Origin of the sequence: Rhodococcus sp. P-2 (assembly GCF_016598535.1) — a bacterium.
In the GTDB taxonomy this organism is placed as follows: domain Bacteria; phylum Actinomycetota; class Actinomycetes; order Mycobacteriales; family Mycobacteriaceae; genus Rhodococcus_F; species Rhodococcus_F baikonurensis.
Genome location: NZ_CP066779.1, coordinates 3,460,614 through 3,482,779, shown reverse-complemented (window position 1 = coordinate 3,482,779; position 22,166 = coordinate 3,460,614). Strand labels below are relative to the sequence as shown.

Below are 22,166 nucleotides of genomic sequence, written 5' to 3'. Positions count from 1 at the left end.
CGAGCCCGAGATGCGGCGGCGTGGGGTGACCAAATCCTTTGTCCGGAGCGGCGGCAAGCACGCGGAGCGTGCCGAGCGCCGGTGGACGCAGTATCCAATTCTTCTGGCCGACCCAGGGGTTACCCCTGAGACTGGTCGCGTGGACCAACTCTCACCCACGCGCCGCCGCATCTCTTCACAATGGCAGACCGTCCGGTATCTGTCACGTGTGAAGCTGATCTGTCAGCTGTGGGTCATCAGATCGACGAACGATCCGAACCGACGAACTCGCTGATCCACGGCACGACTGCTTCGCGGACGGTGACCGCCTTCGGCAGTAGTCCGTTGCTCAGCAGGAGATCGGCCGCCCGCTGCTGCTCGTCGAGGAACTCGTCGGTGACCGGGTTGACGCCGAAAGGACGTCCGCGCAGTGCAGCTTCCCAGGCATCGAGGCTTGCGGACCCACCACGCTTCTCGACGTCGTCGACGAAGATCTGCGCGGCTTCGCGGGGATTGGCTTCGATCCACGCATCGGATTCCTGCAGAGCCTCGATGATCGCCTGAAGGGCCTCCGGATTGGTCTCCGCGAAATCGCGCCGGGTGAACCACAGTGAGGGGTGGCTGAAGAGCCCGTCGGTGGCGATCAGCGTGCGCAGCTCGTGGTTCGCTTCGATGTCCGTCAGCCCCGGGTACGCACCTACCCAGGCATCGATGGTGCCGTCGACGAGATCCGCTCCACCACCGCGCACGTCGGTATCGACGGGGACGATGTCGGACCAGGTCAGCCCCGCCTGATCCAAGGCGAACAACAGAAGTGTGGTCTGCCACGATCCGTGCGCGATGCCGACTCGCTTGCCGCGCAGGTCCTCTACCGTGTTGATCTCGGACTCTGCTTTGACTACCAGGCGCCCGTTCTCCACGCGGGGGCCGGAAATTCCGATGTAGACGAGATCGCGGCCCTGAGCCAATCCGGTGACGGGCGGCGTGAATCCGGTTCCGATCACGTCGTATCCGCCCTCCTCGAACAGCCAGTCCGAGTGCAGGGTCGGCAAGGCGTTCTCCGGGTTGACTGCGGGCTTGGCGGGAAGCTCGCGCAGGTCCACCCACTCGACATCCGGGAGACGACGTTCGAGGATTCCGGTGTGGCGCAGAACGAACAGTGAATTGTTGTGTGGGAAGTATCCGACGCGAACGGTCATGAGATCTACGGTTTCCTGTTCTGAATCAGTGATGGAGGTGGCTAGATGAGGCCGCGTCGGCGCGCCTCGTCGGCGAGCCCGCTACGGCCCCACTGGACGGCGAGGTTGGACGAATCGAATTCGACCGAACCGCCGAGGGATTCGGCGATCGCCTGGAACTGTGCGCCTTCCTCGAGGAGGACGACGAACTTCGCGAGGTCGAGCAACCCGCTGCGGCCGATGACGTTGACCCCGCCGTTGGCTTCGAAGATCGCCACCAGATCGGGATCGTGTTCGAGACGCTCGAGAATGAAATCGCCGGCAGAACGGGACCGATCGATGTGCGGCGGAATCTCCCGGGAGAGCGTCAGCCTCTGCGAAGCCGCATAGCGGATGGGGAGCGTCCGATGAGTCTGTGCCCAGCCGCCGAGCCACGGAGTGTGGATGTGGACAACGCTGGTGATTTCCGGATGCTGACGGAAGACGGACGCGTAGCCGGTGACGAAACCGGCCGATCCGTTGCCGGACAGCACTTCGCCGTCGAAGGTGGCGACCACCGGTGACACCGACGGATCGTCCGCCCACGGTCCCGGATCGTTCAGGGCGACTGCGATTTCGGTGCCGGGCACGCGTTCGACGAAGTTGACGGTCCCGTTGGCTGCAACCGTTCCGGTCTTACGGAAGACGTCGAATGCCTTGTCTGCTGCTTTGCGCGCTTCCTCGACGAATGCTGCAGTATCGGCGTCGAGTCTAGTTTCGGTGGTGGTCATCGAGTCTCCAGTCCAGAAGGTGTGATCGGGGTGCGCTGCAGGAGGGGAAGAACTTCTTCGCCGACGCGGTATGCCTCTTCGAGATGCGGGTTGCCGGCCAGGATGAAGGCGTCGACGCCCAGCTCGCGCAGCTCGTCGAGTCTTTCGGCGACCTGCTCGTAGCTGCCGACCAGTCCGAACGCCGGGCCTCCGCGGATCAGGCTGAAACCGCACCACACGTTGGGCTGCACCTCCAGATCCCGGTAGCCGGTGATGTGTTCGGGTACCCAGCCTTTGATGCGGGCGGCTCCTACCGAATCGCCCTGCGCTGCTCGGTCGGCGGCGCCCTTGTCGACGAAAGCCCACCCCTTCTCGATCTCGGCCCACGCAGCTTCTTCGGTGTGCCGGGCTACGACGTCGATGCGTACGGCGAATTTCGGCGTGCGTCCCAGTTTGGCCGAGTTCTCCCGCACGCCGTCGATCTTGGCTCTGAGATCGGCGTACGGCTCCAGCCAGGAAAGGTAGTAATCGGAGTGCAGTCCGGCGGCGGCGACGGCTGCGGCCGAAGATCCGGAGAAGTACACCTCGGGAAACGGTTGGCCGGCCAGTCCGGGTGGCAGTGCGGCGCCGTGGGTCTGGAAGAAGCGACCGTCGAAGTCGAAAGGTTCACCGTCCCACACACCTTTGAGGACATCGAGGAACTCGGATGTCCTGGTGTAGCGATCGTCGTGGTCGACCTTGTCGCCCCACCACAGCTGAGGCGCTCCACCTCCGCCGCTGATGATGTTGTAGACCAGACGTCCACCGGTTGCGCGCTGCAGACTGGCCGACATCCGCGCGGCCTGGACCGGGTGAAGGAACCCCGGTTGGAACGCAACCATGAAACGGTACGTGGTGGTCTCGGCGGCCAACGCTGCGGCGGTCGCCCACGGATCCTCGGTCATCGGGAAGGACGGCAGCAGCCCACCGAGGAAGCCGGCGGATTCGGAAGCCTTTGCCACCGCGGCCATGTGGTCGATGTAGCTGTATCCGTCCAATTCGCCGCCCCGGATCGCGGGAGCGATGTTGCCCGGCCCGTATCCACCGGCGTCACCGCGGTTGTAGCGACGCGGTGTACGAAGCGACGCGTGGTCGCCCTCCATTCCGATCCGCCAGTAGAAATCTATGCTCATGCGGTGGCCTTCTCTTCTGTGGTGGCCTTCTCTTCCTTGCGGATCCGACCCTCGGGATCGACCAGGTGCAGGAGATGTTCGCCCGCCCGGTGCAGCTCTTCGATGTGTGGCCGACCCGACAGGACGAAACCGTCCACGCCGAGATCTCGATACGACGAGAGTCGCTGTGCCACTTCCTCGTAGCTTCCGACAAGACCGATGCTGTGCTCGTAACCGATGCGGTCGAATCCGGACCAGAGGATGCCGCCCCGATCGATCTCGAACGCAGTGGAATCGGATTCTCTCAGTTGCCGTTCGACGCGGGCCCAGGCTTCGTCGGCTGTCTCTCTCGCGATGATCGGGATGCGCAGGACCTTCTCGACAGTCCTGCCGAGTTCGGACGCTCGGTCGTCGAGGGCCGTGATCCGCGTCGAGAGCTCGTCACCGGCGAGCGTGAACTGATGGACGTCGCCGTGGTGGGCGGACAGTTCCAGAGCTTCCGGAGAATCGCCGGTCAGATGCACTCGGGGAAAAGGGAGTCCCGACAAGATGCCTCGGAATCCGCCGCCGAGCACGTCGTAGTATTCGCCGTCGAAGTCGTAACCCGTGCCACCGAATCCGCCTGGCAGAATTTGTTCCTCGTTCCATACGCCACGGGCGACGGTCAGGAACTCCGCGGCGCGCGCGTAGCGGTCGGTTCCTCGAACTACGTCTCCGCGAGCGGTGGCATCTTCGGCGTCAGTATCGACCTTCACTCGCCACTCGAGACGACCTGCCGACAGACGCTGAAGTGTCGCAGACATTTTGGCGGCGTAGACAGGAGTGCCGAAAGTGGGATGAAATTCCACGACCACTCGCGAATGACGCGTCTGACGCAGTGCGGCGGCGGCAACGATCCAGGATTCTTCCCCGTTCGGATCGTACGGTGCGACAACGCCGTCGACGCCAGACAGTTCGGCGGCGAGAACGATCTGCGCCAGTTCGTCGAAGGGCCCGAAGTTTCCGGGGCGAACATCGGTCGCGATTGTGGTGGGGCGTTGTGCGCCGAATCCGCCTCGACTGTTCAGTGCGGCCACTGCCCGGCGTCCGTCGCCGCGCGAGGGTAGCTCCCAGTAGACCTCGGTCATTTGAGTGTGTCTTTCTGAGCAGCGACCAGTGCGCGGGCCTGTTCGAGGGGTTCGTGCGCCACCCAGGACTGCAGGTCGAAGTCGGCGGCGAGGAAGCCGTGCGCATAGAGGAACTGCTTCTGCACGCCGAGCAGATCGACACGCTCGTCCGACAGGCTCAAATGCAGTCCAGTGTGGAAATTCTCGCCGTACGCTGCCACGACGCCCTCGGGCCCCGACTGCGTTTCGGTCTGCAGAACGGCTCGAACCTCGTCTATGTTGGCCGCCGCCCAGTCTGCCGCCCTTAGACTCTCGGCGAGGAACCCCACGACGACGTCCGGACGTTGTTCGAGGAGATCGGCATGAACCGTGATCGGACGTGGAGTGCCGTTGTTGACGCGATCACGAAGGGATGCAGTGGAATCGAGGTCGACAGCTACGGCGAGGCCGTGTTCGCGGGCAACTTCCTGGGCGCGGGCGCCCTTGACGTAGATGGCGTCGACGTCACCGCGCAGCAAGGATTCGACACCCCACGTCGTGTTGCGGGTCGAGGAGGCGGTGCGGACCTCAGGTGCTGCCGTCGTTGCAACCTCGACGAGGGTGACGTCGGCAAAACTCAACTCGCCCAGTCGAAGCGCGGAGGCGAACCCGTGCAAGGCCATGGCGCGGGGGAAGCTCCTGGCTTGATCGGCCGCCCACGCCGGGATTCCGATCCGGGCGCCGGCCAGCAGGCCTGCTTCTCGGATGTCGGAGTCTCCACGCACCAGGATCGCCTGGGCCTCGTCGATCCAGGTGAGCCCGATGAGCCTCGTCGGAGAACCACTGGCACGCGCGGCCAGTGCCGGGACATTGCCACCTTCGCGAATGAGTCCGGAGAGATGGTGGTCGAAATGGCGTACTGCCAATTCCGGTCCGGCATCTTGTAGTACGCCGAAACGCACTCCGGATTCGGTTGCCGTCCGGTCGAGCCATCCGAGGCTGTTCGCGAGGCCGCTGGCGGTGGGAACGGGGCAGCGGGTGTACCAGAGTGTGTCGATTGCGGAATCAGCGATCAATGTCATGACTGTCCTGTCCGTCGGGGAAGGTGCGTCCGACGCCGAGTTCCTTCAGGAAGCTCGCTCGGTAGCGCAAAGATTCGGGATCGTTCCGGTCGCGGGGGCGTGGCAGATCGATGTCGACGTCCACGGCAAACCCACCCTTGTCGAGAATGAGTACCCGGTCGGCAAGTCGTACGGCTTCGTCGACGTCGTGCGTGACCAGCAATACCGCGGGACGGTGGCGGGCGACCAGATCGCCTACCAAGTCCTGCATTTGGAGTCGCGTGAGGGCGTCGAGTGCGGCGAAGGGTTCGTCGAGTAGCAGCAGTTCAGGTTCGCGAACGAGGGCGCGAGCCAATGCGACGCGTTGGGCCTCACCACCGGAGAGCGTGGCCGGCCAGGCACGGTGCTTGTCCGCGAGGTTGACCTCGGAGAGTGCGTTGCGTGCGTTGTCGGTCACCTGCCGTGAGCGCTTCTGTCCGACTGTGACATTGGCGAGAACTCGCTTCGACGGTATCAATCGTGGTTCTTGATAGACGACTGTGCGGTCGCGCGGGGCCAGCACCTCACCGCTGTCCGGTGCTTCCAGTCCGGAGAGCACGCGCAGCAGTGTCGTCTTGCCCGTTCCGCTGGGGCCGAGGAGGACGACGAACTCGCCGCGAGTGATCTCGAGGTCGATGCCACCCAGAACGGTCTTGTCGCCGAACGACTTACGCACCCCGGTCAGTGAGACCGCTACTGGTGAACCGGCCCGTCGCTCGGCCGCAGTGGTGCCGGTCCGCTCGCGGGTCGCCAACGGCGGCAGAGGTGCTTCGGTGGATGGCAGCGAGCCGATGGCTGTGTTCGTCATCGCGCCACCGACAATCTCCGCCACGGCATGGAGTACCGCTCGATCAACCTGACCACGGCGTCGAAAATCAGGCCCAGCGCCGCATACATGACGATGCACAGAACCATGTAGTCGGTGCGGTTGTATTCCTGCGCCAGGGTCACCAGATATCCGATGCCCTCGCGGGTGCCGACCTGCTCGGCTGCGATCAATCCCGTGATGCTCAGCGAGAGGCAGATCCGAAGCCCCATCAGAGCGCCGGGGAGGGCGGTCGGAAGAATTGCTCCGAACACCAGTCGCCAACCCGTCAGGCCGAAACCTTGTGCCGCTTCGACCATCTTGCGATCGACCCCGCGCACTCCCAGGTAGGTGTACGCGTACATCGGGGCGACGGTAGCGACCGCGATCAGCACCACCTTGAAGGTTTCGTCGATACCGAACCAGGCGATGAACAGCGGAACGAGCGCGAGGAACGGAACCGCGCGGTTGATCTGCATGGCCCCGTCGATCAGTTCTTCGCCGAGCGAGGAGAGGCCGGAGAGTACCCCGAGCACCAATCCGACGATCACGCCGACCGAAACACCGAGTGCAGCACGTTGAAGCGACGCGAGACCGAAGTCGACCAACTGGCCCGACTGGTACAGCTCGGCGAAGGCCGTCCACACGGCGGGAGGTCCGGCCAGGATCTCCTCTCGAATCAGTCCGGTAGCCGACCCGATCCACCATCCCGCGACCAACAGAGCCGGAACCAGGAAGCGGAGGGGGATCGAAATCCACTTCGGTCGGGTGCGATTGCGCCGGTAGCGCGGCGTTTCGAGTTGTGGATGCTCCACTGACTGCGGCGCCGTTCGAGCGGGGCGGGTCAGCGTCACCATCGGGTCACTTCCCCTCGGTGGTGGGCGCGGCCGCTGCTGAACCTGCCACAGCGCCCTGGAGGTCGAAGATCACGTCACTACCCTTGAGCGGCTGCTGGATCACCTTGTTCTCGGCAAACAGCGTGGAGATGGATTCGAGGTCGGTAGCGTCGGCTGCAGTCGGGTAGCGGAAGTTGGTGATCTGGCCGCCCAGGGTGATCGCGTCGTCGAGTCGCTGTCCGGAGAGAGCGCGCGGACCGGTCTGTTCGAAGACGTTCTCGAATGCTGCCGGGTCGGCCTGCTGCTTCGCGGTGAGTTCCTGGGTGACCTCGAGGAACTTCTGGACCACCTCGGGATGCTCTTCGAGAATCGCGGTGCGGCCGGCGATGATGGTGCTGTCCACGGAGTCGATGCTCGCCTCGGTCGCGATCTCGACCGCACCCTTGGCCTTGGCCTCCTGGTACGGAATCAGGAACGATGCCCACGCGTCGACCTGTCCGGTGGAGAACGCCGACGCGGCGTCTGCCTGTTGCAGCGGAACGCGTTCGACGGAATCGATCGGCACTCCGGCCTGTGTCAGGGCCTTCAGCGTGATGTACTCGCCCTTACCTGCAGGGTTGACGGCGATGCGCTTGCCGGCCAGATCGGCGACGGTCTTGATGCCGGATTCCGGAGTGGCGATGATGCCGGCCTGGTCCTTGTTGTACGGGTCCGATGTGGCGAAGATGCGGACACCCACGTCCTTGGACAGTGCGCCGACGACGGGACTGTATGCGCCGGTTTGGATGTCGAGCTCACCGCTGTTGAACAGTTTGAGGTTGGAGCTGAATCCCGGCGTGGTCTTGACCCATTCGATCTTTGCGCCCAGCGGTGCCAGCGCCTCGTCGTAGGTTCCGTCGCGCTTGCCGACGGCGATGGCACCGGAGTTTCCGGGATCGAAGACCTTGAGCGTGAAGTCGGCGCTGGAATTGCCTGCGGCGCTGTCGGAATCGGAAGACCCACACGCCACCGCCAACCCGGCCAGCGGGATCATGGCGAGCGCAGCGGCAGCTCGTGGCAGTCGGCGGAAGCGGGACATGTATGTGGCTCCTTCAGGCGTTGATTCGTCAGAACTGACGACGATGACGCTATTGGGTGCGTGTCCGTTTTACCCCCGTTTGTTTTCTGGAGATTGGAAATCTTGACAACATCGGAAGTCTGTTCATCTGGGCTTTTGTAGGTCCTCGCCTAGTTCCTTTCCACCTGATGGAAAGGATGGCCGGACTGCTGGGTCCGTGTTAGCGTCCGATTCTCAGGTCGATCAGGCCACAGCGAAAGGATCGTTCGTGACGGACGCACGCGGCGCGGGAGTTCAGACGGTAACCCGTGCCCTGACCATGCTCACATGTTTTCGCAGTGGCGAAGAACTGGGAGTCTCGGAAGTTGCGCGGCGACAAGAGCTTGCGGTCAGCACCACGCATCGATTGCTGCAGTCGCTCGTCGACGCGGGGTTCCTCGAGAAGGACGACGCAACCAGTCGGTATCGCATCGGCGCGGCGCTGGCGGCTTACGGACAGGTCTCCTACCGGCAGCATCGGATCTATCTGTCCGAGCCCTATTTGGAGCAATTGGCCGCGACGACAGGAGCATCCGCCTCCCTGGCAGTGCGAAGCGGAAGTGAGGTGGTGTTGCTCGGGTTCAGTCGGTGGCGCGAGGCCGACGGACATGTGCTGCAGGGTGTTCGACTTCCCTTGCACGCGAGCGCCCTGGGGAAAGCCTTTCTGGCTTGGTCCGATGTCGACGATTCCGAGCTCGCCGCGCTGCCACGTGAAGCGACTACCCAGCGCGCGATCACCGATGTTGCCGGTATCCGCCGGGAACTGGAGTTGACCCGCGAGCGAGGATACGGATTCAACGACGAAGAGTTGACCCCGGATTTCCGAACGATCGGAATTCCGATCATCGATGGATCAGGCACTGTGCGTTACGCTCTCGGACTTCGTGGTCCGGTCGAGCTGATGATCGACGAACGGATTCCGTTCCTCGCCGATCTTGCCAAGGTGACTGCGCGACAGATCGGTGAAGTGCTTCTCTGAACTGGCGTGAAGCGTTTGTGGCAGAACCGGCCGAACGTGATTACCGTTGAAGTCGAGGGCGCGATCGCACAATGGCTACGCGACGTGAACGCGTCCTCGTGAGCGTGGAGACGAGTGATGACGACGATCGGTGTCGTTGCCCTGCTGCTGGGCGTCCTGTTGATCGTGGTCGAGGCGCATGCCCCAACCGCGGGGGTGCTCGGTGCGCTCGGAGCACTCATGATCGGTGCGGGCGTCTGGATGCTCTTCACGTCCGACGGTATCGGCCAATCGATCGCGATCCCGGTGACGGCGGGGGTCGCGGTGGTCGGCCTGGGCGTGGTGGCGGTCGCGAGCCGAAAAGCGCTCACCGCGCGCCGCGCGCCCGTGCGTACCGGGACGGAATCTCTTGTCGGCTCCGACGCGACCGTTCGCAGTTGGGCTGGTGCGCAGGGTCAGGTCGAGCTTGACGGCGGATTATGGCGTGCTCGAATGGAATTCGGGTACGACGATTCTGTTCCCGCCGTGGGTGAATCCGTCGTCGTAGAGCAGGTTCGAGGCCTGACTCTGAAAGTGCGCCGTCGTGAACCGTGGGAGCTGGCGCTATGACCACCGTGCTTGTTGTGTTGTCCGTGTTTGTCGTGCTGATTGCAGTCCTGGTGGGTATGTCGGTGAGAGTCCTGCGTGAGTACGAGCGCGCGGTGGTGTTCCGCCTCGGTCGACTGATCACCTTGAAGGGTCCTGGCCTGGTCATTCTGGTGCCGGCGATCGATCGCATGGAGCGGGTCAGTCTGCGAACCGTCACGCTGAAAATACCGGTCCAAGAAGTGATCACCCGCGACAACGTTCCGGTGAAGGTTACCGCCGTCACGTACTTTCGGGTCGTCGACGCCGACCGTTCGATAGTCGAGGTCGAGGACTTTCTGGCCGCCACCTCGCAGATCGCCCAGACCACACTGCGCTCCATTCTCGGTAAGGCCGAGTTGGACTCGCTGCTATCCGAACGTGAACGCCTCAACGAGGACTTGCAGAAGGTCATCGACCAGCAGACCGAGCCGTGGGGAGTCAAAGTCACCACCGTGGAGATCAAGGACGTCGAGATCCCAGCCAACATGCAGCGCGCCATCGCCCGGCAGGCTGAGGCCGAACGTGAACGGCGAGCCAAGATCATCAACGCCGACGCCGAATTTCAGGCTTCGGCCAAGCTCGCCGAGGCGGCCGAGGTGATCAGTCGCAATCCGACCACTCTACAATTGCGTTATCTGCAGACGCTTCACGAGATCGGTAGTGAGAACAACTCCACCGTTGTCTTCCCCTTGCCTCTGGACCTCGTCCGGCCCTTCATGGGCGGCCAGGCGGAGGTTTCCACAGCCACCCAAGAGCATGCCCGATCTGTCTGGAATGCGAAAGTCGTTGATTAGCAAATAGTTTCAATCAATCCCCCTCTTGTATTCGAAATTGTGTTCGAATATGATTGCTGCATGGACAGTCGGGAAGCGTGGCAACTGGATGGCGAGGGCCTCAAGTGTGAGGTTCTGGATCTGGTGCGCGCCCGGCACGAGTTGCAGTCGCGGATGGTGTTGCTGATCGTGGAAATGTTTTCCCGTGAGGTTCTCGGCGGGAAGGGTTTTCGGGCGATCGCGCAGTGGTTGCACGGTTCGACGAATCTGGAGATCGGTGAGTGCAGTCTGCTGGTCGGGTTGGCGCGGTTGTTGATGCTCGAACCTGTTGTGGCGGATGCGTTTCATCGGGGTGATGTGGATGCGTTGAAGGCCCGTCAGGTGGTGTCATTTTGTCAGCATCCACCGAAGAACATGACCCTGGCGGATGTGGACAAGGCCCGCGGAATCCTGTTGAGATTGGCGTCGAAGAACATTGCCGATTGTGATGCGGTGCGGGCGGCGATCCGGCGGATCGAGAAGCAGTACGGAAACCGTGAGGACGGGGTCCCGGTCGGCGAAGACTCTGAGCGTAACGAGTTCTACGCCTCGAAAGGCCTTTACGGGCGGGTGACGGTCAAGGGTGACTTGGATGCGGTGAACGGGGCCCGTCTGATCACCTTGTTGTCGAGCCTGTCCGCTCCGACACCGGAGAAGGACGGCGTCAAAGACACCCGCACTCCGGCATTACGGCGTGCGGACGGGTTTTGCGAGTTGTTGCGGCGGTACGAGCGGGCGGGGTTGGGTCCGATCGAAGGTGGGGTGAAACCGCACATCACGGTCACCGCCAGCGCAAAAGACATGACAGACCTCAAAGCATTGAAAGACCTCCTGCCGTCCACTGAGGAACTGGGGTTCGCGTGGACGGATTGGGCGGGCCCGATCAGTATCGACACTGCACGGATGCTCGCCTGCGACTGCACCGTCACCCGGATCTTGTTGGACGAGAATGGTGTTCCGCTCGAGTGCGGTAAGGAAGCCAGAACCGCGACGGTGCCGCAGCGGCGGGCGTTGGCAGTTCGTGACGGCGGGTGCGCGTTTCCGGGGTGCGGGACGCCGTCGGGGTGGTGCGATGCCCATCATATTGTTCATTGGAACGATGGCGGCCCAACGGATCTCGACAATCTGATCTTGTTGTGCGGTCATCACCATCGGACGCTGCACCACACCGAGTGGCGTGTCGAGATCGGTCCGGATCGGAAGTCGGTGTTCTATCCACCGATGTCGATCGACCCGTATCAGCACCCGATCGGCGGGAACAGCCCACCGACAGCAGCCTGAACCGTGACAACTGGATACGCGCGCGCCGGGGAATCACCATGCCCCGGTGCGTGCGGTGCGTGCGGTGCGTGCGGTCAGAGCATCGTCGAGATATGTTCCGGTATTTCGATACCGGAGTCGAGATCGTCAGACGGAATCGGTTGACTGAACTGGCTCGACACGGGAACTACTCCGGCCCAAATAGTTTCGACGCCGATGTCAGCGGCATCGTCACCGGGCCCGCCGGTGCGGGCCTTGACGGAAGCCTCGTACAACGGCAGTGCAAGAACGACGGTTGCCGCCATTTCCTTGCGCGTGTGATCCCGCAAGTGTTGGGAACGTCCGGGGGCCACCTGGTCGACGATCAGATTCAAAGCCTTCACCCGCTCGTCGTTGTCGGTCACGACTCGAGGTGATCCGACAATGACCCCACTGCGGTAGTTCATCGAGTGATGGAACCCCGACCGAGCCAGCACGAGCCCGTCGAGGATCGTGATGGTGATGCAGATTTCGCTGTCGGGAGCCAAGCTCCGCGAGGCCACCGAACCGTGGACGTAGATGGACCCGTCACGGTCAGGGCCGTCGAGGTCGAACCCGTACGCGGTGGGAAACACCATGGGAACTCCGCCGACGGTCACGCCCATGTGGCACAGCTTCGCGGACTGCAAGACGTCGACGAGTGCCGCGCGTTCTGCGACGCCGTGGTGGCGGGCGCGCTTGTGCGTCGTGCGTGCTGTCGGGGACAACAGAACGGGTGCAGTGGGGGCAGGAGCAGGGGCAGCAAAGACAACGGAATCTGGCATGCAGACAATGCTGCTGGCAAAGTGGCTTCAAGTCATGGTCCAATCAAGGGAGACTTCGATAGGCCACTTCGATTGGTCACTTCCGAGAGGGTTCTGAATGTTTCTTCCTTCGGCGGTAGCTGTAGTCCTCGACCGGACGGATCGGCGGGCGCTTCCGGTCCAGGTCGCCGACCACCTCAGAGCCGACATTCGCAGTGGCCAGGCTGCGGTGGGTCTGCGGTTACCCAGCTCGCGGAAGCTGGCGGCGGAACTCGCGGTGGCGCGGGGCGTCGTGGAACGGGCGTATGAGCAGTTGATCGCCGAGGGCTGGCTTGTCGCTGTGCACGGCTCGGGCACCTTCGTTGCCGAGGCGCCCTCTCCCGCGGTCACTCCCACGACTACACCGAAGAAGGCCGCCGACAAGATGTCACCCAGGGTGCAGCTCCGGCCGGGCGTGCCGTGGACGCCGCCGCGTGCATCGGCAGCGTGGCGGCGGGCGTGGCGTGACGTCGGGGCCAAACCGCCACCATTCGAGGATCCCGATCCTGCGGGCGACTGCGAATTGCGTTCGGCACTATCGGAATTGCTGGCAAGGGCTCGCGGAATGTCGGTTGAACCCGAGAGAATCCTGATCACCTCGGGTGCGACCCACGGCCTCGGACTGGCGTTGTCGGCGCTGCGTACCAGTGGCGCAGTCCTGGCGATGGAGGACCCCGGGTACCGGTATGCGTCCTCGGCGGCAACAGCGTGTGGATGGTCTCTGCTGGACGTACCGGTCGATGCGCACGGTCTCCGTGTAGACCAACTCGGATCGGCGCCGGAGAATGTTCGCGGCGTGTACGTGACACCGTCCCATCAGTATCCGACGGGTGGGCTGCTTCCAGTAGGTCGGCGCAACCAGTTGATCGAGTTCGCCCGCGCCCGCGACGTCGTCCTGTTCGAGGACGATTACGACTCCGAATTCCGTTACGACGTAGCGCCTTTGCCTGCGCTTGCCCAGCTGGCTCCTGACCGGGTGGTGTATCTCGGAACGGTTGCCAAGACACTCGGCGCCGGAATTCGATTGGGCTGGTTGGTGGCTCCTCTCGACCTGGTCGATCGCATAGCAGTACACCGCAAGCGAATCGGCGACTTCCCGTCGGTTCCGCTGCAGCAAGCACTCGTGTCCCTGCTCCGTGACGGCGAATGGGATCGGGCGGTGCGTACCGCCCGGCGCCGGTACCGCGAGCGTGATCGGGCGGTCGAGGAAGCGTTGTCATCGTTCGGTGAACTGCGGGGTCTCGGCGCCGGCATGCACACGACGCTCATGCTCGACGCGGATCTGGCAGCCACCGTCGCACGCGAAGCACTCCAGCATGGCGTCGAAGTGCCCACCCTGGTCGAGTCCACCCGAACGCACGGAGACCCCGGCGGATTGGTCATCGGCTACGGGCGAGTGGATTCCGCAGACCTCGAATATGCGCTCGAGGTGGTAGCCGAGTGCCTCGCACGTCACAGCGCGTGAAGTCTCGTTGATCGGGAGTGCGGCAATGGATGGGCGTCGTCCAGTTCTAGCGTCTGCTCGTGACGATCCGAAGCCAGACCTTCCCGCACCTGCTCGCACCAGGCACCATCGGCCCGATGACCGTGCCCAATCGCGTCGTTCTCCCTGCCATGGACATGAACCTGTGTGAAGACGGGGAAATCGAAAAGGGCGACATCGACCACTTCGTGGCGCGCGCGGCCGGTGGAACGGGTCTGATCATCACCGGTTGCTGCGCTGTTGCATATCCGCTGGGTTGCACCAGCCGCAAGGAACCGGGGCTCTCGGAAGACCGGTTCATCCCCGGACTGAAAGCGTTGGCCGACGCGGTGCACGACGCAGGCAGCAAGCTCTGTGTGCAGATGACACACCACGGCAAGGTGGCGCGCATCGATACTCTCGACGGCCGACCGCAGCTGGTGCCGTCCATGCCGAAGCCGCCGGGTGACATGAGTGCGATGGCCGATTGCACACCCGAAGAACTGGGCAAGATGGCTGCAATCAACGAGGGCAAGAAGGCGACCTACCACGAGGCCGACCAGGAAGATCTCGATTGGCTGGTCCGCATGTTCGCCGAGGCTGCCGGACGGGTGAAGGCGGCGGGCGGTGACGCCGTCGAGATTCACTGCGCCCACAACTACGTCCTCGGAGCGTTCCTGAGTCGGTACACCAATCAGCGCAGCGACGAGTACGGCGGTTCCATGGAGAATCGTGCTCGCCTGGCTTGTGAGGTCATTCGCGCAGTCAAGGCGGAGGTTGGCGGTTCGCTTGCCGTCATCGTGCGTCTGGCCGGTCAAGAGTATGGCGAAACCGACGGGCTGACCGTCGACGAGGCTGCTGCGGCCGCCACGATGTTCGAAGAGGCCGGCGCTGACGCCATCCACGTCACCGGTACCGCACTGAATGCTTTTGCCAACTTCACCGACGGACCTCTGCCCGACAAGGTCGGCTACTACACCGACAATGCAACGCGAATCAAGCAGGCGATATCGATCCCCGTGATCACGGTCGGACGCATGCTCCCCGAGGTCGGCGAGAAGATGATCGCGGAAGGTCGCACGGACTTCGCCGCAATGGGCCGTCAGCTCCTGGCCGACCCACAGCTGGTGAACAAACTCAAAGACGGTGCACCCGAGCGGGTTCGGCCATGCATCAATTGCTACGTCTGTGTGCAGGAGAACTTCTGGGACGAGACCCCGCTGTGCGCGGTGAACCCTGCTCTGGGAAACGAAGCGCTTCTCCCCTTCGTTCGGACGAGCACTCCGAAACATGTTGTTGTGGTCGGGGCGGGCCCCGGCGGTCTCGAGACGGCTCGTGTGGCAGCTGAACGTGGGCACCGAGTCACGGTGTTGGACAAGTCCGATCGCCTCGGTGGCACCCTGTGGTTCTCGAGCCTCACTACCCCGGACAACGGGCGTCTGCTCAACTGGTTGAAAGTGGAAATCGAGCGTCTCGGTGTCGATGTTCGACTGAAGACCGAAGCCTCGGTTGCGTCGATCCGGGCACTGAACCCCGACGCCGTAGTAGTGGCTACCGGTGCAGTCCGCGAGCGGCCGAGCGTTCCGGGCGGCGATCTCCCGCACGTACATACCGGCGACTCGTTGCGCGCCTTGATGACCGGAGTCGGCGACGTCTCCCAGGTGCCGCCGTTTCTTCGGACGATGGCCAAGTTGGGCAAGCTGTCCGGTATCACCAAGAGTCCCGCCGCGATCCGAGCGGTGACCCGCAAGTTTCTGCCCATGGGCAAGGACGTCGTCGTGATCGGTGGTTCGCTTGTCGGACTCGAGCTTGCGGAGTTCCTGGCCGAGCGCGGTCGCACTGTGACGCTGATCGAAGAAGGCCAGCAGTTGGGTATTCCGATGGCGATGCCGCGCCGCTGGACGGCTGTGCGCCACGCCAAGCATGTCGGTGTGAACATTCACCGCAATTCAACGGTGCAGCGAATCACCAAGGAGCACGTCGAATTCCGCTCCGGAGACAAGACACTGACCGCTCCGGCCGACATGGTTGTCGTCGCGTCGGGAGTGTCTGCGCAAGCACCTCTGGCCGACGCACTGATCGGCGTCGTCTCGGACGTGCACGTGGTCGGTGACGCGGTGAACGTCGACTACATCGAGGGTGCGATGCACACGGCGTGGAAAGTTGCGATGGACCTGTAGTTCAGCTTCAGGTAGCGCTTTGTGCCGCAACGATGTCCGGCCACCATCGGGCCGCGACATCGGGGTGCGCGCGTAGTCGACTCTTGAGGGCGTTCGCCCCGTAGGAATCGTGGATCGGGTTGTTCGCGTCCACGGTGACGCCGGTGGCGCGCGCCGCCAGCTCGGGCGGTAGGTCGAACTCCGGGATCTGCGCTGCGTAGTTCGGGTTGAAGAAGAACGGCACCGAGATACGTTCGCCGTCGCCCTCGGGTGAAACTACCCGGTGCACAGTCGCTTTCAAGTAACCGCCGGTAGCAACCTCGAGCAGTTCGCCGATGTTGACCACCAGCGCCCCGTCGATCGGCGGTGCGTCGATCCAGTCGCCGTCGTGCTCGACCTGCAGACCGCCCTTGCCCGGTTCGACATAGAGCAGAGTCAGCACACCCGCGTCCTTGTGTCCGCCGACGCCCTGGGAGCCGGCACCTTTCGGGCGGCCCGGGTAACGCACGACCTTGATGAGGATCGACGGATCGTGAGCGAACGCGTCGTCGAAGATGTTCGCATCCTGCCCCAGGGCTACCGCCCATTCGCGCAGGAGGCTCAATGCGATCGAGGTGAGCGTGTCGTTCCACTCGGTGATGACGTCGCGGAGTTCGGGAAGGGCATCGGGCCACTGGTTGGGGCCCTGCAGGATCTCCCAGGCCGGTGAGGTGTCGGTGCGCTCGGCCGCGGGCTGTTCGGCGCCGATGTCGATCTGTTCGCGCCAGTCCTGCTTGCCTTCGGTCAGTTCGCCGCCGAGCCTGGTGTACCCACGGAAATGCGGGCTGCGGACGTTCTCGATCGCGAGCTTCTCGGCAGTCGGAAGCGCGAAGAACTCGCGTGCGACGGAGAGGAGGCGTCGCTGCAGGTCGTCAGGAATTCCGTGGCCCACCAGATAGAAGAATCCGACCTCGTGGGTGGCCTCGCGGAGCTGAGTGCGGAACTGCTCGGCGGTGTCGGGGTTCTGCGCCAGCGACAGATCGAGCACTGGCAGCGACGTAATCGACATGGGGTCCTCGATCCGTGTGATGGTTCTGATGTCCATCATTCCACGCTGATCGGCACCCGGACCCGCACGGCGATTCGGCAGCCGCAGGCGTGACTACCCGCGCGGATGCGGAAACACCCTGTGGATAACAGAATCGGGGCCTTGCGCCGTTGGCGCAAGACCCCGAATCAGCGTGAGTCGAATTATGCTTCGTCTGCGCGGCGTAGACCTACGCCTCATCGGCTCCGATGATGAACGCTTCGAGCTCGATGCGAGCCTTGTCGTCGGCCATCTGGACCGGCGGGGACTTCATCAGGTAAGCGGAAGCCGGGTAAACCGGTCCACCGATGCCGCGGTCCTTGGCGATCTTGGCGGCGCGGACGGCGTCGATGATGATGCCGGCAGAGTTGGGCGAATCCCAGACCTCGAGCTTGTACTCCAGGTTCAGGGGAGCGTCACCGAAGGCGCGGCCTTCGAGGCGGACGTATGCCCACTTGCGGTCGTCGAGCCACTCCACGTAGTCCGAGGGGCCGATGTGGACGTTGCGGTCGTGAACCTTGCCGGCAAGTGCGCCGGTCAGGTTGGACGTCACGGCCTGAGTCTTGGAAACCTTCTTGGACTCCAGGCGATCACGCTCGAGCATGTTCTTGAAGTCCATGTTTCCACCGACGTTGAGCTGGTACGTGCGGTCCAGCACGACGCCGCGGTCTTCGAACAGCTTCGCCATCACGCGGTGGGTGATGGTGGCCCCGACCTGGCTCTTGATGTCGTCACCGACGATCGGGACGCCGGCGTCCTTGAACTTGGCAGCCCACTCCGGGTCGGAAGCGATGAAGACCGGCAGAGCGTTGACGAATGCAACGCCTGCGTCGATCGCGCACTGTGCGTAGAACTTGTCAGCGTCGTCGGAACCGACAGGCAGGTAGGAAACGAGGACGTCGACCTGAGCGTCCTTGAGTGCCTTGACGACGTCGACGGGCTCGGCGTCGGACAGCTCGATGGTCTCGGCGTAGTACTTGCCGATGCCGTCGAGGGTCGGGCCACGCTGAACGGGAACGTCCAGGGGCGGAACGTCGGCGATCTTGATGGTGTTGTTCTCGCTCGCGAGGATCGCCTCGGAGAGGTCGAAGCCGACCTTCTTCGCGTCGACGTCGAACGCAGCGACGAACTGCACGTCGCGGACGTGGTACTTACCGAACTTGACGTGCATGAGGCCGGGGACCGTCTGGGTCTCGTCGGCATCCTTGTAGTAGTGGACGCCCTGAACCAGGGACGAGGCGCAGTTACCCACGCCCACAATGGCTACGCGCACCGCGGTGCTGTTCTCACCCATGGTCGGGTTCTCCTTCTTTCCGGGATGTTCCTGTTGTCGATTGCTCGGCTGCGATCAATTCGTTGAGCCAACGCACTTCGCGTTCACTCGATTCGAGTCCGAGCTGATGGAGCTGACGGGTATAGCGGTCCAGCGATCCGCTGGCCCGACCGACGGCCTCGCGGAGCCCCTCGCGGCGCTCCTCGACCTGGCGTCGCCTGCCTTCGAGGATCCGCATCCGCGCTTCTGCGGGGGTGCGGCTGAAGAAGGCGAGGTGAACGCCGAAACCGTCGTCGGTGTAGTTCTGCGGCCCGGTGTCGGCGACCAGTTCGGTGAACCGTTGCCGACCTTCCGGAGTGAGCTGGTAGACGCGACGCGCCCGACGCTTGAGAGTGCCGGTGGCAGTGTCGACGTCTTCCGAGATCAATCCGTCGGCTTGCATGCGCCGCAGTGCCGGGTACAGCGATCCGTACGAGAACGCGCGGAATGCGCCGAGCAGACCAGTGAGCCGCTTACGCAGCTCGTATCCGTGCATCGGTGACTCGAGGAGCAGCCCGAGGATTGCGAGTTCGAGCAACTGACAAACCTCCCGAGTCGTTGAACCTAACCGCCTGATGCGATAACCAACTATATCGCGCCGATATATAAAACCACACTGCGGCCCGATACGTGTACCAAGGTGTCACGGCTAGATCAGGGGGTGAACGGGTAGATCGACATGATTTCCCCGTCGAGGCCGGCTGTCAGGTACCCGCTCTCTTCGAGGTCGTTGCCGACGTGAATCTCGATGGTCGGCACGGTGTCGGTGCTCTCGACAGAGACGTATCGTGTGGTCGGATTCTGCACCGACGTCGTGGTTCCGGCGCCGTCGAGCAGGGCGATCACGATGCGAGGATCGAGCTGTGTGACGTCGATCTGTGCCACGTCCAGTTCGCGCGATCCTCCCGAAGTCGTGTCCTCGAGGTCGCCTCGGTAGTAGCTGTCGAGGGCCTTGCGCGGTGCGGCAGGATCGGCGCGCGTTATGCGTGCATAAGTGGGATAGATGGTCATCTCGTCGACCAGTCCGCTGCCGTACTCCGTTTCGATGGCACGGAACATCGCCCCCAGGCCGTCGACGGTGTGCAGCTGTGGCTCTGGGCTTGAGAAGATCGTGACGTCCGACGCCACATATTTGATTCCGAAGCCGATTGCCGACACCAGTGACAGAGCGATGATCGCAAGGGCGATCCAACGCGTGTCGAGCGAAGGTTCCTTCCGCAGGATGGGCAGAGACGCCTCGGTCTGCAGATCCGACGTCAAGTCTTCGAGATCGCCGAGAGTGACTGCCACCGAGGCGAGTTCGGTCAATTCGTCGTGCTCGGTCGCCGTGAGTTGCCCGTCGGCGAAGGCGGAGTCCAGCACGGCGCAGGTGGCCTCGCGATCGGCATTGCGAGCGCGGGTGGTCCTGGTCAGATCGTTCGGCATGTCCGGGGCCTATCGAGGAGTGAAGGGAGACAAGCGGATCGGGCGGCCATCCGGGCTCAACTCCATCGAGCCGCTCGCGCCGAGGTCGTTGCTCACGTAGATGGAAACGCGTGGATCCTGACCCGATGAGCTCATGCTGATGTGTGTGACCTTGGCTTCGGGGACGTTGAGATTTGCGGACGCTCCCGCCAGATACCCGGCGAGTTTGTCGATGTCGACGGCAGCGAGGTCGAAGGTGACAGTGCTGGCTGCTCGAGTCGAGGTGCTGTCGCGTGGTGTGAAGCCGCCTCGAAAGTCGATGTCTTCCTCCAGATTCGGCGAGATAGTGGCGGCGCGAGTAACGCTTGCATAGCCGTCGTAGAAGTTGACGGAATCGATTGTCGTCGTGCCGTACTTGGCGCTGTATCTGGTGATGAATTCCCCGATCCCGTTTGCGGTGAGCGTGTTCAGCGTCGAACTAACAATGGGGGCAAGCGGTCCGACCGGTTCGGCTGCCGCCGGTGGAGGCGGTGAGGGTGAATCGTCGGCGGACAAGGTGAGGAACCCGATCAGGGTTGCGAAGACAGCCGATGCGGCCGCGAGGTACCAGATCTTGTCGATACGACGAACTTTCGCGACGGCGTTCCGCAGCGTCGCTTTCTGTAGATCGCGGACCAGTAGATCGAGCTGGCCGAGGGTGGTCGCGGTCATGGCCGCAGCCGTCCGGTTCGCGTGCTCGTCGACCGTGATCTGTCCGTCGGACAGGGCCGTATCGAGAACGGCGCAGGTATCGGAACGGTCGACGTCGCGCGCACGGGTGCGCGTAGAGGTAGTAGTCGGGGACCCACTCACCGGCTCACCCTAGCTCCCGTACGGGTAGGAACGAGAGATCTCGCCCCACGGCGTGACCTCGATACGGCCACCCTCGCTGCGGTCGTTCTCGGCATAGATCGCGATCTCCGGGACGCCGTAGTTCGCGTCCACGATCAAGTGCGTGATCGTGGCGTCCGGCACCTTGACGTATTCGGCGATGTTTTCCATGAACGGCGCGAGTTTGTCGATCTGGATGGAACCGAGATCGAAGGTCGGCTGGCCCGTTCGCCGCGGAATGGACGTTACTTTCCGCTCGAAACCGTCGCGAAAACTGATGGATTCGGTGAGAGCAGGAGTGTCGGAGGCCGCCCGGCTCACCAGGGAGTAGTCGCCGTGGAAGCTGGCGTCATCGATGAACATGTCGCCGAACTCGTCGCGATACCTCTCGATAAATGCGCCGATACCCTCGGGAGTCAAAGTGTCGATGTGTGCGATCAGGATCGGTTCGACGGTCGGTTCCGGCACCGGGGTGGTGGTCGCCAACGGTGGGGCGAGGGAGGTGCTGCTGGCATATCTGGCGGTGATGTCTTCCGAGGGCGTCAACGGTGAGCGACTCCACGCCACAGCGGCGACCGCGCCGACGACGATCAGAGCAGTGCCGCCGATGAACACGGCCTTTCGTGCCGTCGACGTCCGAGGCGCCGTTTTGGTCTCGATCTTCGGCACCTGCAGATCGTTGACCAGGCGTGCGAGTGCGAGCAGGGTCTTCGCGGACCTCGCCTTCTCGGTCCGTTCGAAGTAGTCGTCCGCGCTCAACTGCCCTTCGGCGTACGCGGCGTCCAACACATTGCACGTTTCGACGCGATCAAGATCACGAGCGCGCGTCATCGGAGAACGGGAAGACTTCACAGGAAGTGATCGTAATGGCTGGTCGCCATGCCTCCAGCCCCCGAAATGTGTTCATCGTGACCCTCCCGAACCGTCCGTCGCGGAGCGGACGCACGTACGCTGGTCAGGTGCGGATACAGCGGCAAGTTGTGGACTACGCGCTCGCGCGTCGGTCTGTGCTGGCCGAAGTGTCTGCGGGTAGGACCGACGTCAAGCAAGTGTGTGACGCCGATCCGTACCTACTCAGAGCCGCGAAGTTCCACGGCCGGGGCAGCGACGTCGTCTGCCCTATTTGCCGCAAGGAACAGTTGACGCTCGTGTCCTGGGTGTTCGGCGACAAGCTCGGTCAGGTTTCGGGATCGGCCCGAACCTCGGACGAGCTCGCTCGGCTTGCGGAAACAGCAGAGGAGTTCACGGTGCACGTTGTAGAGGTGTGCCGTACCTGCAGTTGGAACCACTTGGTGCAGTCCTATGTGCTCGGCGCAGTACCTGCGCCGCCGCGACCGCGGCGAGCACGCCCACCAAGCCGGCGCACCGCCAGCGAGTAACGCCACACCCGAAGAAGGGCCCGATCGAAGTCTGCACGTGATCGGTCCGTGACCACT

Annotated in this window: 22 protein-coding genes; 7 read left to right on the top strand and 15 right to left on the bottom strand. The window is 63.3% G+C overall.

All coding sequences use genetic code 11. From position 1 onward, the window contains the following. Positions 1 to 236 precede the first annotated feature (236 nt). Genes I7X09_RS16610 through I7X09_RS16575 form a run of 8 tightly spaced genes read right to left on the bottom strand, consistent with a single transcriptional unit; the run spans position 237 to position 7,961 of the window. On the bottom strand, positions 237 to 1,178 hold the full coding sequence (locus I7X09_RS16610) for an ABC transporter substrate-binding protein (RefSeq protein ID WP_124567282.1): 942 nt from the start codon (positions 1,176 to 1,178) through the stop codon (positions 237 to 239). Positions 1,179 to 1,219: 41 nt separating this feature from the next. Then, a complete protein-coding gene (locus tag I7X09_RS16605) occupies positions 1,220 to 1,927 on the bottom strand; it encodes a class II aldolase/adducin family protein (RefSeq protein WP_200313039.1) in 708 nt (235 codons plus the stop codon). Then, on the bottom strand, positions 1,924 to 3,078 hold the full coding sequence (locus I7X09_RS16600; RefSeq protein WP_003946051.1) for an LLM class flavin-dependent oxidoreductase: 1,155 nt from the start codon (positions 3,076 to 3,078) through the stop codon (positions 1,924 to 1,926). Before I7X09_RS16600 ends, I7X09_RS16605 begins: the two co-directional genes overlap by 4 nt. Beyond that, a complete protein-coding gene (locus I7X09_RS16595) occupies positions 3,075 to 4,184 on the bottom strand; it encodes an LLM class flavin-dependent oxidoreductase (RefSeq protein ID WP_200313038.1) in 1,110 nt (369 codons plus the stop codon). Before I7X09_RS16595 ends, I7X09_RS16600 begins: the two co-directional genes overlap by 4 nt. Continuing rightward, the gene (locus I7X09_RS16590) at positions 4,181 to 5,224 is read right to left on the bottom strand and encodes an ABC transporter substrate-binding protein (protein WP_166810037.1); all 1,044 of its coding nucleotides are present in this window, start codon (positions 5,222 to 5,224) and stop codon (positions 4,181 to 4,183) included. Before I7X09_RS16590 ends, I7X09_RS16595 begins: the two co-directional genes overlap by 4 nt. Then, on the bottom strand, positions 5,208 to 6,050 hold the full coding sequence (locus I7X09_RS16585) for an ABC transporter ATP-binding protein (protein ID WP_200313037.1): 843 nt from the start codon (positions 6,048 to 6,050) through the stop codon (positions 5,208 to 5,210). Before I7X09_RS16585 ends, I7X09_RS16590 begins: the two co-directional genes overlap by 17 nt. Next, on the bottom strand, positions 6,047 to 6,904 hold the full coding sequence (locus tag I7X09_RS16580; protein WP_200313036.1) for an ABC transporter permease: 858 nt from the start codon (positions 6,902 to 6,904) through the stop codon (positions 6,047 to 6,049). Before I7X09_RS16580 ends, I7X09_RS16585 begins: the two co-directional genes overlap by 4 nt. Before the next feature lie 4 nt (positions 6,905 to 6,908). Then, positions 6,909 to 7,961, bottom strand: a complete 1,053-nt coding sequence (locus I7X09_RS16575) for an NrtA/SsuA/CpmA family ABC transporter substrate-binding protein (RefSeq protein WP_200313035.1) — start codon at positions 7,959 to 7,961, stop codon at positions 6,909 to 6,911. Between the two features lie 247 nt (positions 7,962 to 8,208). On the opposite strand from I7X09_RS16575, the gene I7X09_RS16570 reads away from it, so the two are divergent. From I7X09_RS16570 to I7X09_RS16555, 4 genes are all read left to right on the top strand, one after another. After that, positions 8,209 to 8,958, top strand: coding sequence for an IclR family transcriptional regulator (locus tag I7X09_RS16570; RefSeq protein WP_030537941.1), 750 nt, complete (start codon positions 8,209 to 8,211; stop codon positions 8,956 to 8,958). Positions 8,959 to 9,075: 117 nt separating this feature from the next. Beyond that, entirely contained in the window at positions 9,076 to 9,546 is a 471-nt protein-coding gene (locus I7X09_RS16565; RefSeq protein ID WP_200313034.1) for an NfeD family protein, read from the top strand. Next, positions 9,543 to 10,358 carry a slipin family protein gene (locus I7X09_RS16560; RefSeq protein WP_020971385.1) on the top strand — a complete coding sequence of 272 codons (816 nt, stop codon included), beginning with the start codon at positions 9,543 to 9,545 and terminating at the stop codon, positions 10,356 to 10,358. The genes I7X09_RS16565 and I7X09_RS16560 overlap by 4 nt, the downstream gene beginning before the upstream one ends. A 60-nt stretch (positions 10,359 to 10,418) precedes the next feature. Further along, positions 10,419 to 11,657 carry an HNH endonuclease signature motif containing protein gene (locus I7X09_RS16555; RefSeq protein WP_200313033.1) on the top strand — a complete coding sequence of 413 codons (1,239 nt, stop codon included), beginning with the start codon at positions 10,419 to 10,421 and terminating at the stop codon, positions 11,655 to 11,657. A 74-nt stretch (positions 11,658 to 11,731) separates the two neighbouring features. On the opposite strand, the gene I7X09_RS16550 is transcribed toward I7X09_RS16555, so the two are convergent. After that, positions 11,732 to 12,439, bottom strand: coding sequence for a pyridoxamine 5'-phosphate oxidase family protein (locus tag I7X09_RS16550; protein ID WP_200313032.1), 708 nt, complete (start codon positions 12,437 to 12,439; stop codon positions 11,732 to 11,734). Positions 12,440 to 12,536: 97 nt separating this feature from the next. On the opposite strand from I7X09_RS16550, the gene pdxR reads away from it, so the two are divergent. Together pdxR and I7X09_RS16540 are read left to right on the top strand one after the other, a co-directional pair. After that, positions 12,537 to 13,922 (top strand): MocR-like pyridoxine biosynthesis transcription factor PdxR, encoded by a 1,386-nt coding sequence (gene pdxR / locus I7X09_RS16545; RefSeq protein ID WP_200313031.1) that lies wholly within the window; start codon positions 12,537 to 12,539, stop codon positions 13,920 to 13,922. Between the two features lie 59 nt (positions 13,923 to 13,981). Then, positions 13,982 to 16,099, top strand: coding sequence for an oxidoreductase (locus I7X09_RS16540; RefSeq protein WP_200313030.1), 2,118 nt, complete (start codon positions 13,982 to 13,984; stop codon positions 16,097 to 16,099). Positions 16,100 to 16,106: 7 nt separating this feature from the next. Here the strand turns inward: I7X09_RS16540 and I7X09_RS16535 are convergent, their stop codons facing one another. The 6 genes from I7X09_RS16535 to I7X09_RS16510 form a co-directional block, all read right to left on the bottom strand. Continuing rightward, a complete protein-coding gene (locus I7X09_RS16535) occupies positions 16,107 to 17,165 on the bottom strand; it encodes an isopenicillin N synthase family dioxygenase (RefSeq protein ID WP_234036602.1) in 1,059 nt (352 codons plus the stop codon). Positions 17,166 to 17,334: 169 nt separating this feature from the next. Continuing rightward, positions 17,335 to 18,438: an inositol-3-phosphate synthase gene (locus I7X09_RS16530; protein WP_003945979.1), complete on the bottom strand. Its 1,104-nt coding sequence runs from the start codon at positions 18,436 to 18,438 to the stop codon at positions 17,335 to 17,337. Next, positions 18,431 to 18,994 carry a PadR family transcriptional regulator gene (locus I7X09_RS16525; RefSeq protein WP_003946014.1) on the bottom strand — a complete coding sequence of 188 codons (564 nt, stop codon included), beginning with the start codon at positions 18,992 to 18,994 and terminating at the stop codon, positions 18,431 to 18,433. Before I7X09_RS16525 ends, I7X09_RS16530 begins: the two co-directional genes overlap by 8 nt. Before the next feature lie 116 nt (positions 18,995 to 19,110). Continuing rightward, entirely contained in the window at positions 19,111 to 19,881 is a 771-nt protein-coding gene (locus tag I7X09_RS16520) for a DUF1707 SHOCT-like domain-containing protein (protein WP_166810029.1), read from the bottom strand. 9 nt (positions 19,882 to 19,890) lie between these two features. Then, positions 19,891 to 20,712 carry a DUF1707 SHOCT-like domain-containing protein gene (locus I7X09_RS16515; protein WP_200313029.1) on the bottom strand — a complete coding sequence of 274 codons (822 nt, stop codon included), beginning with the start codon at positions 20,710 to 20,712 and terminating at the stop codon, positions 19,891 to 19,893. Positions 20,713 to 20,721: 9 nt separating this feature from the next. Then, on the bottom strand, positions 20,722 to 21,561 hold the full coding sequence (locus tag I7X09_RS16510; protein ID WP_200313028.1) for a DUF1707 SHOCT-like domain-containing protein: 840 nt from the start codon (positions 21,559 to 21,561) through the stop codon (positions 20,722 to 20,724). Positions 21,562 to 21,710: 149 nt separating this feature from the next. Between I7X09_RS16510 and I7X09_RS16505 the strand changes: the two genes are divergently transcribed. Beyond that, positions 21,711 to 22,109, top strand: coding sequence for a DUF5318 family protein (locus I7X09_RS16505; RefSeq protein WP_007735522.1), 399 nt, complete (start codon positions 21,711 to 21,713; stop codon positions 22,107 to 22,109). Positions 22,110 to 22,166: the final 57 nt, after the last annotated feature.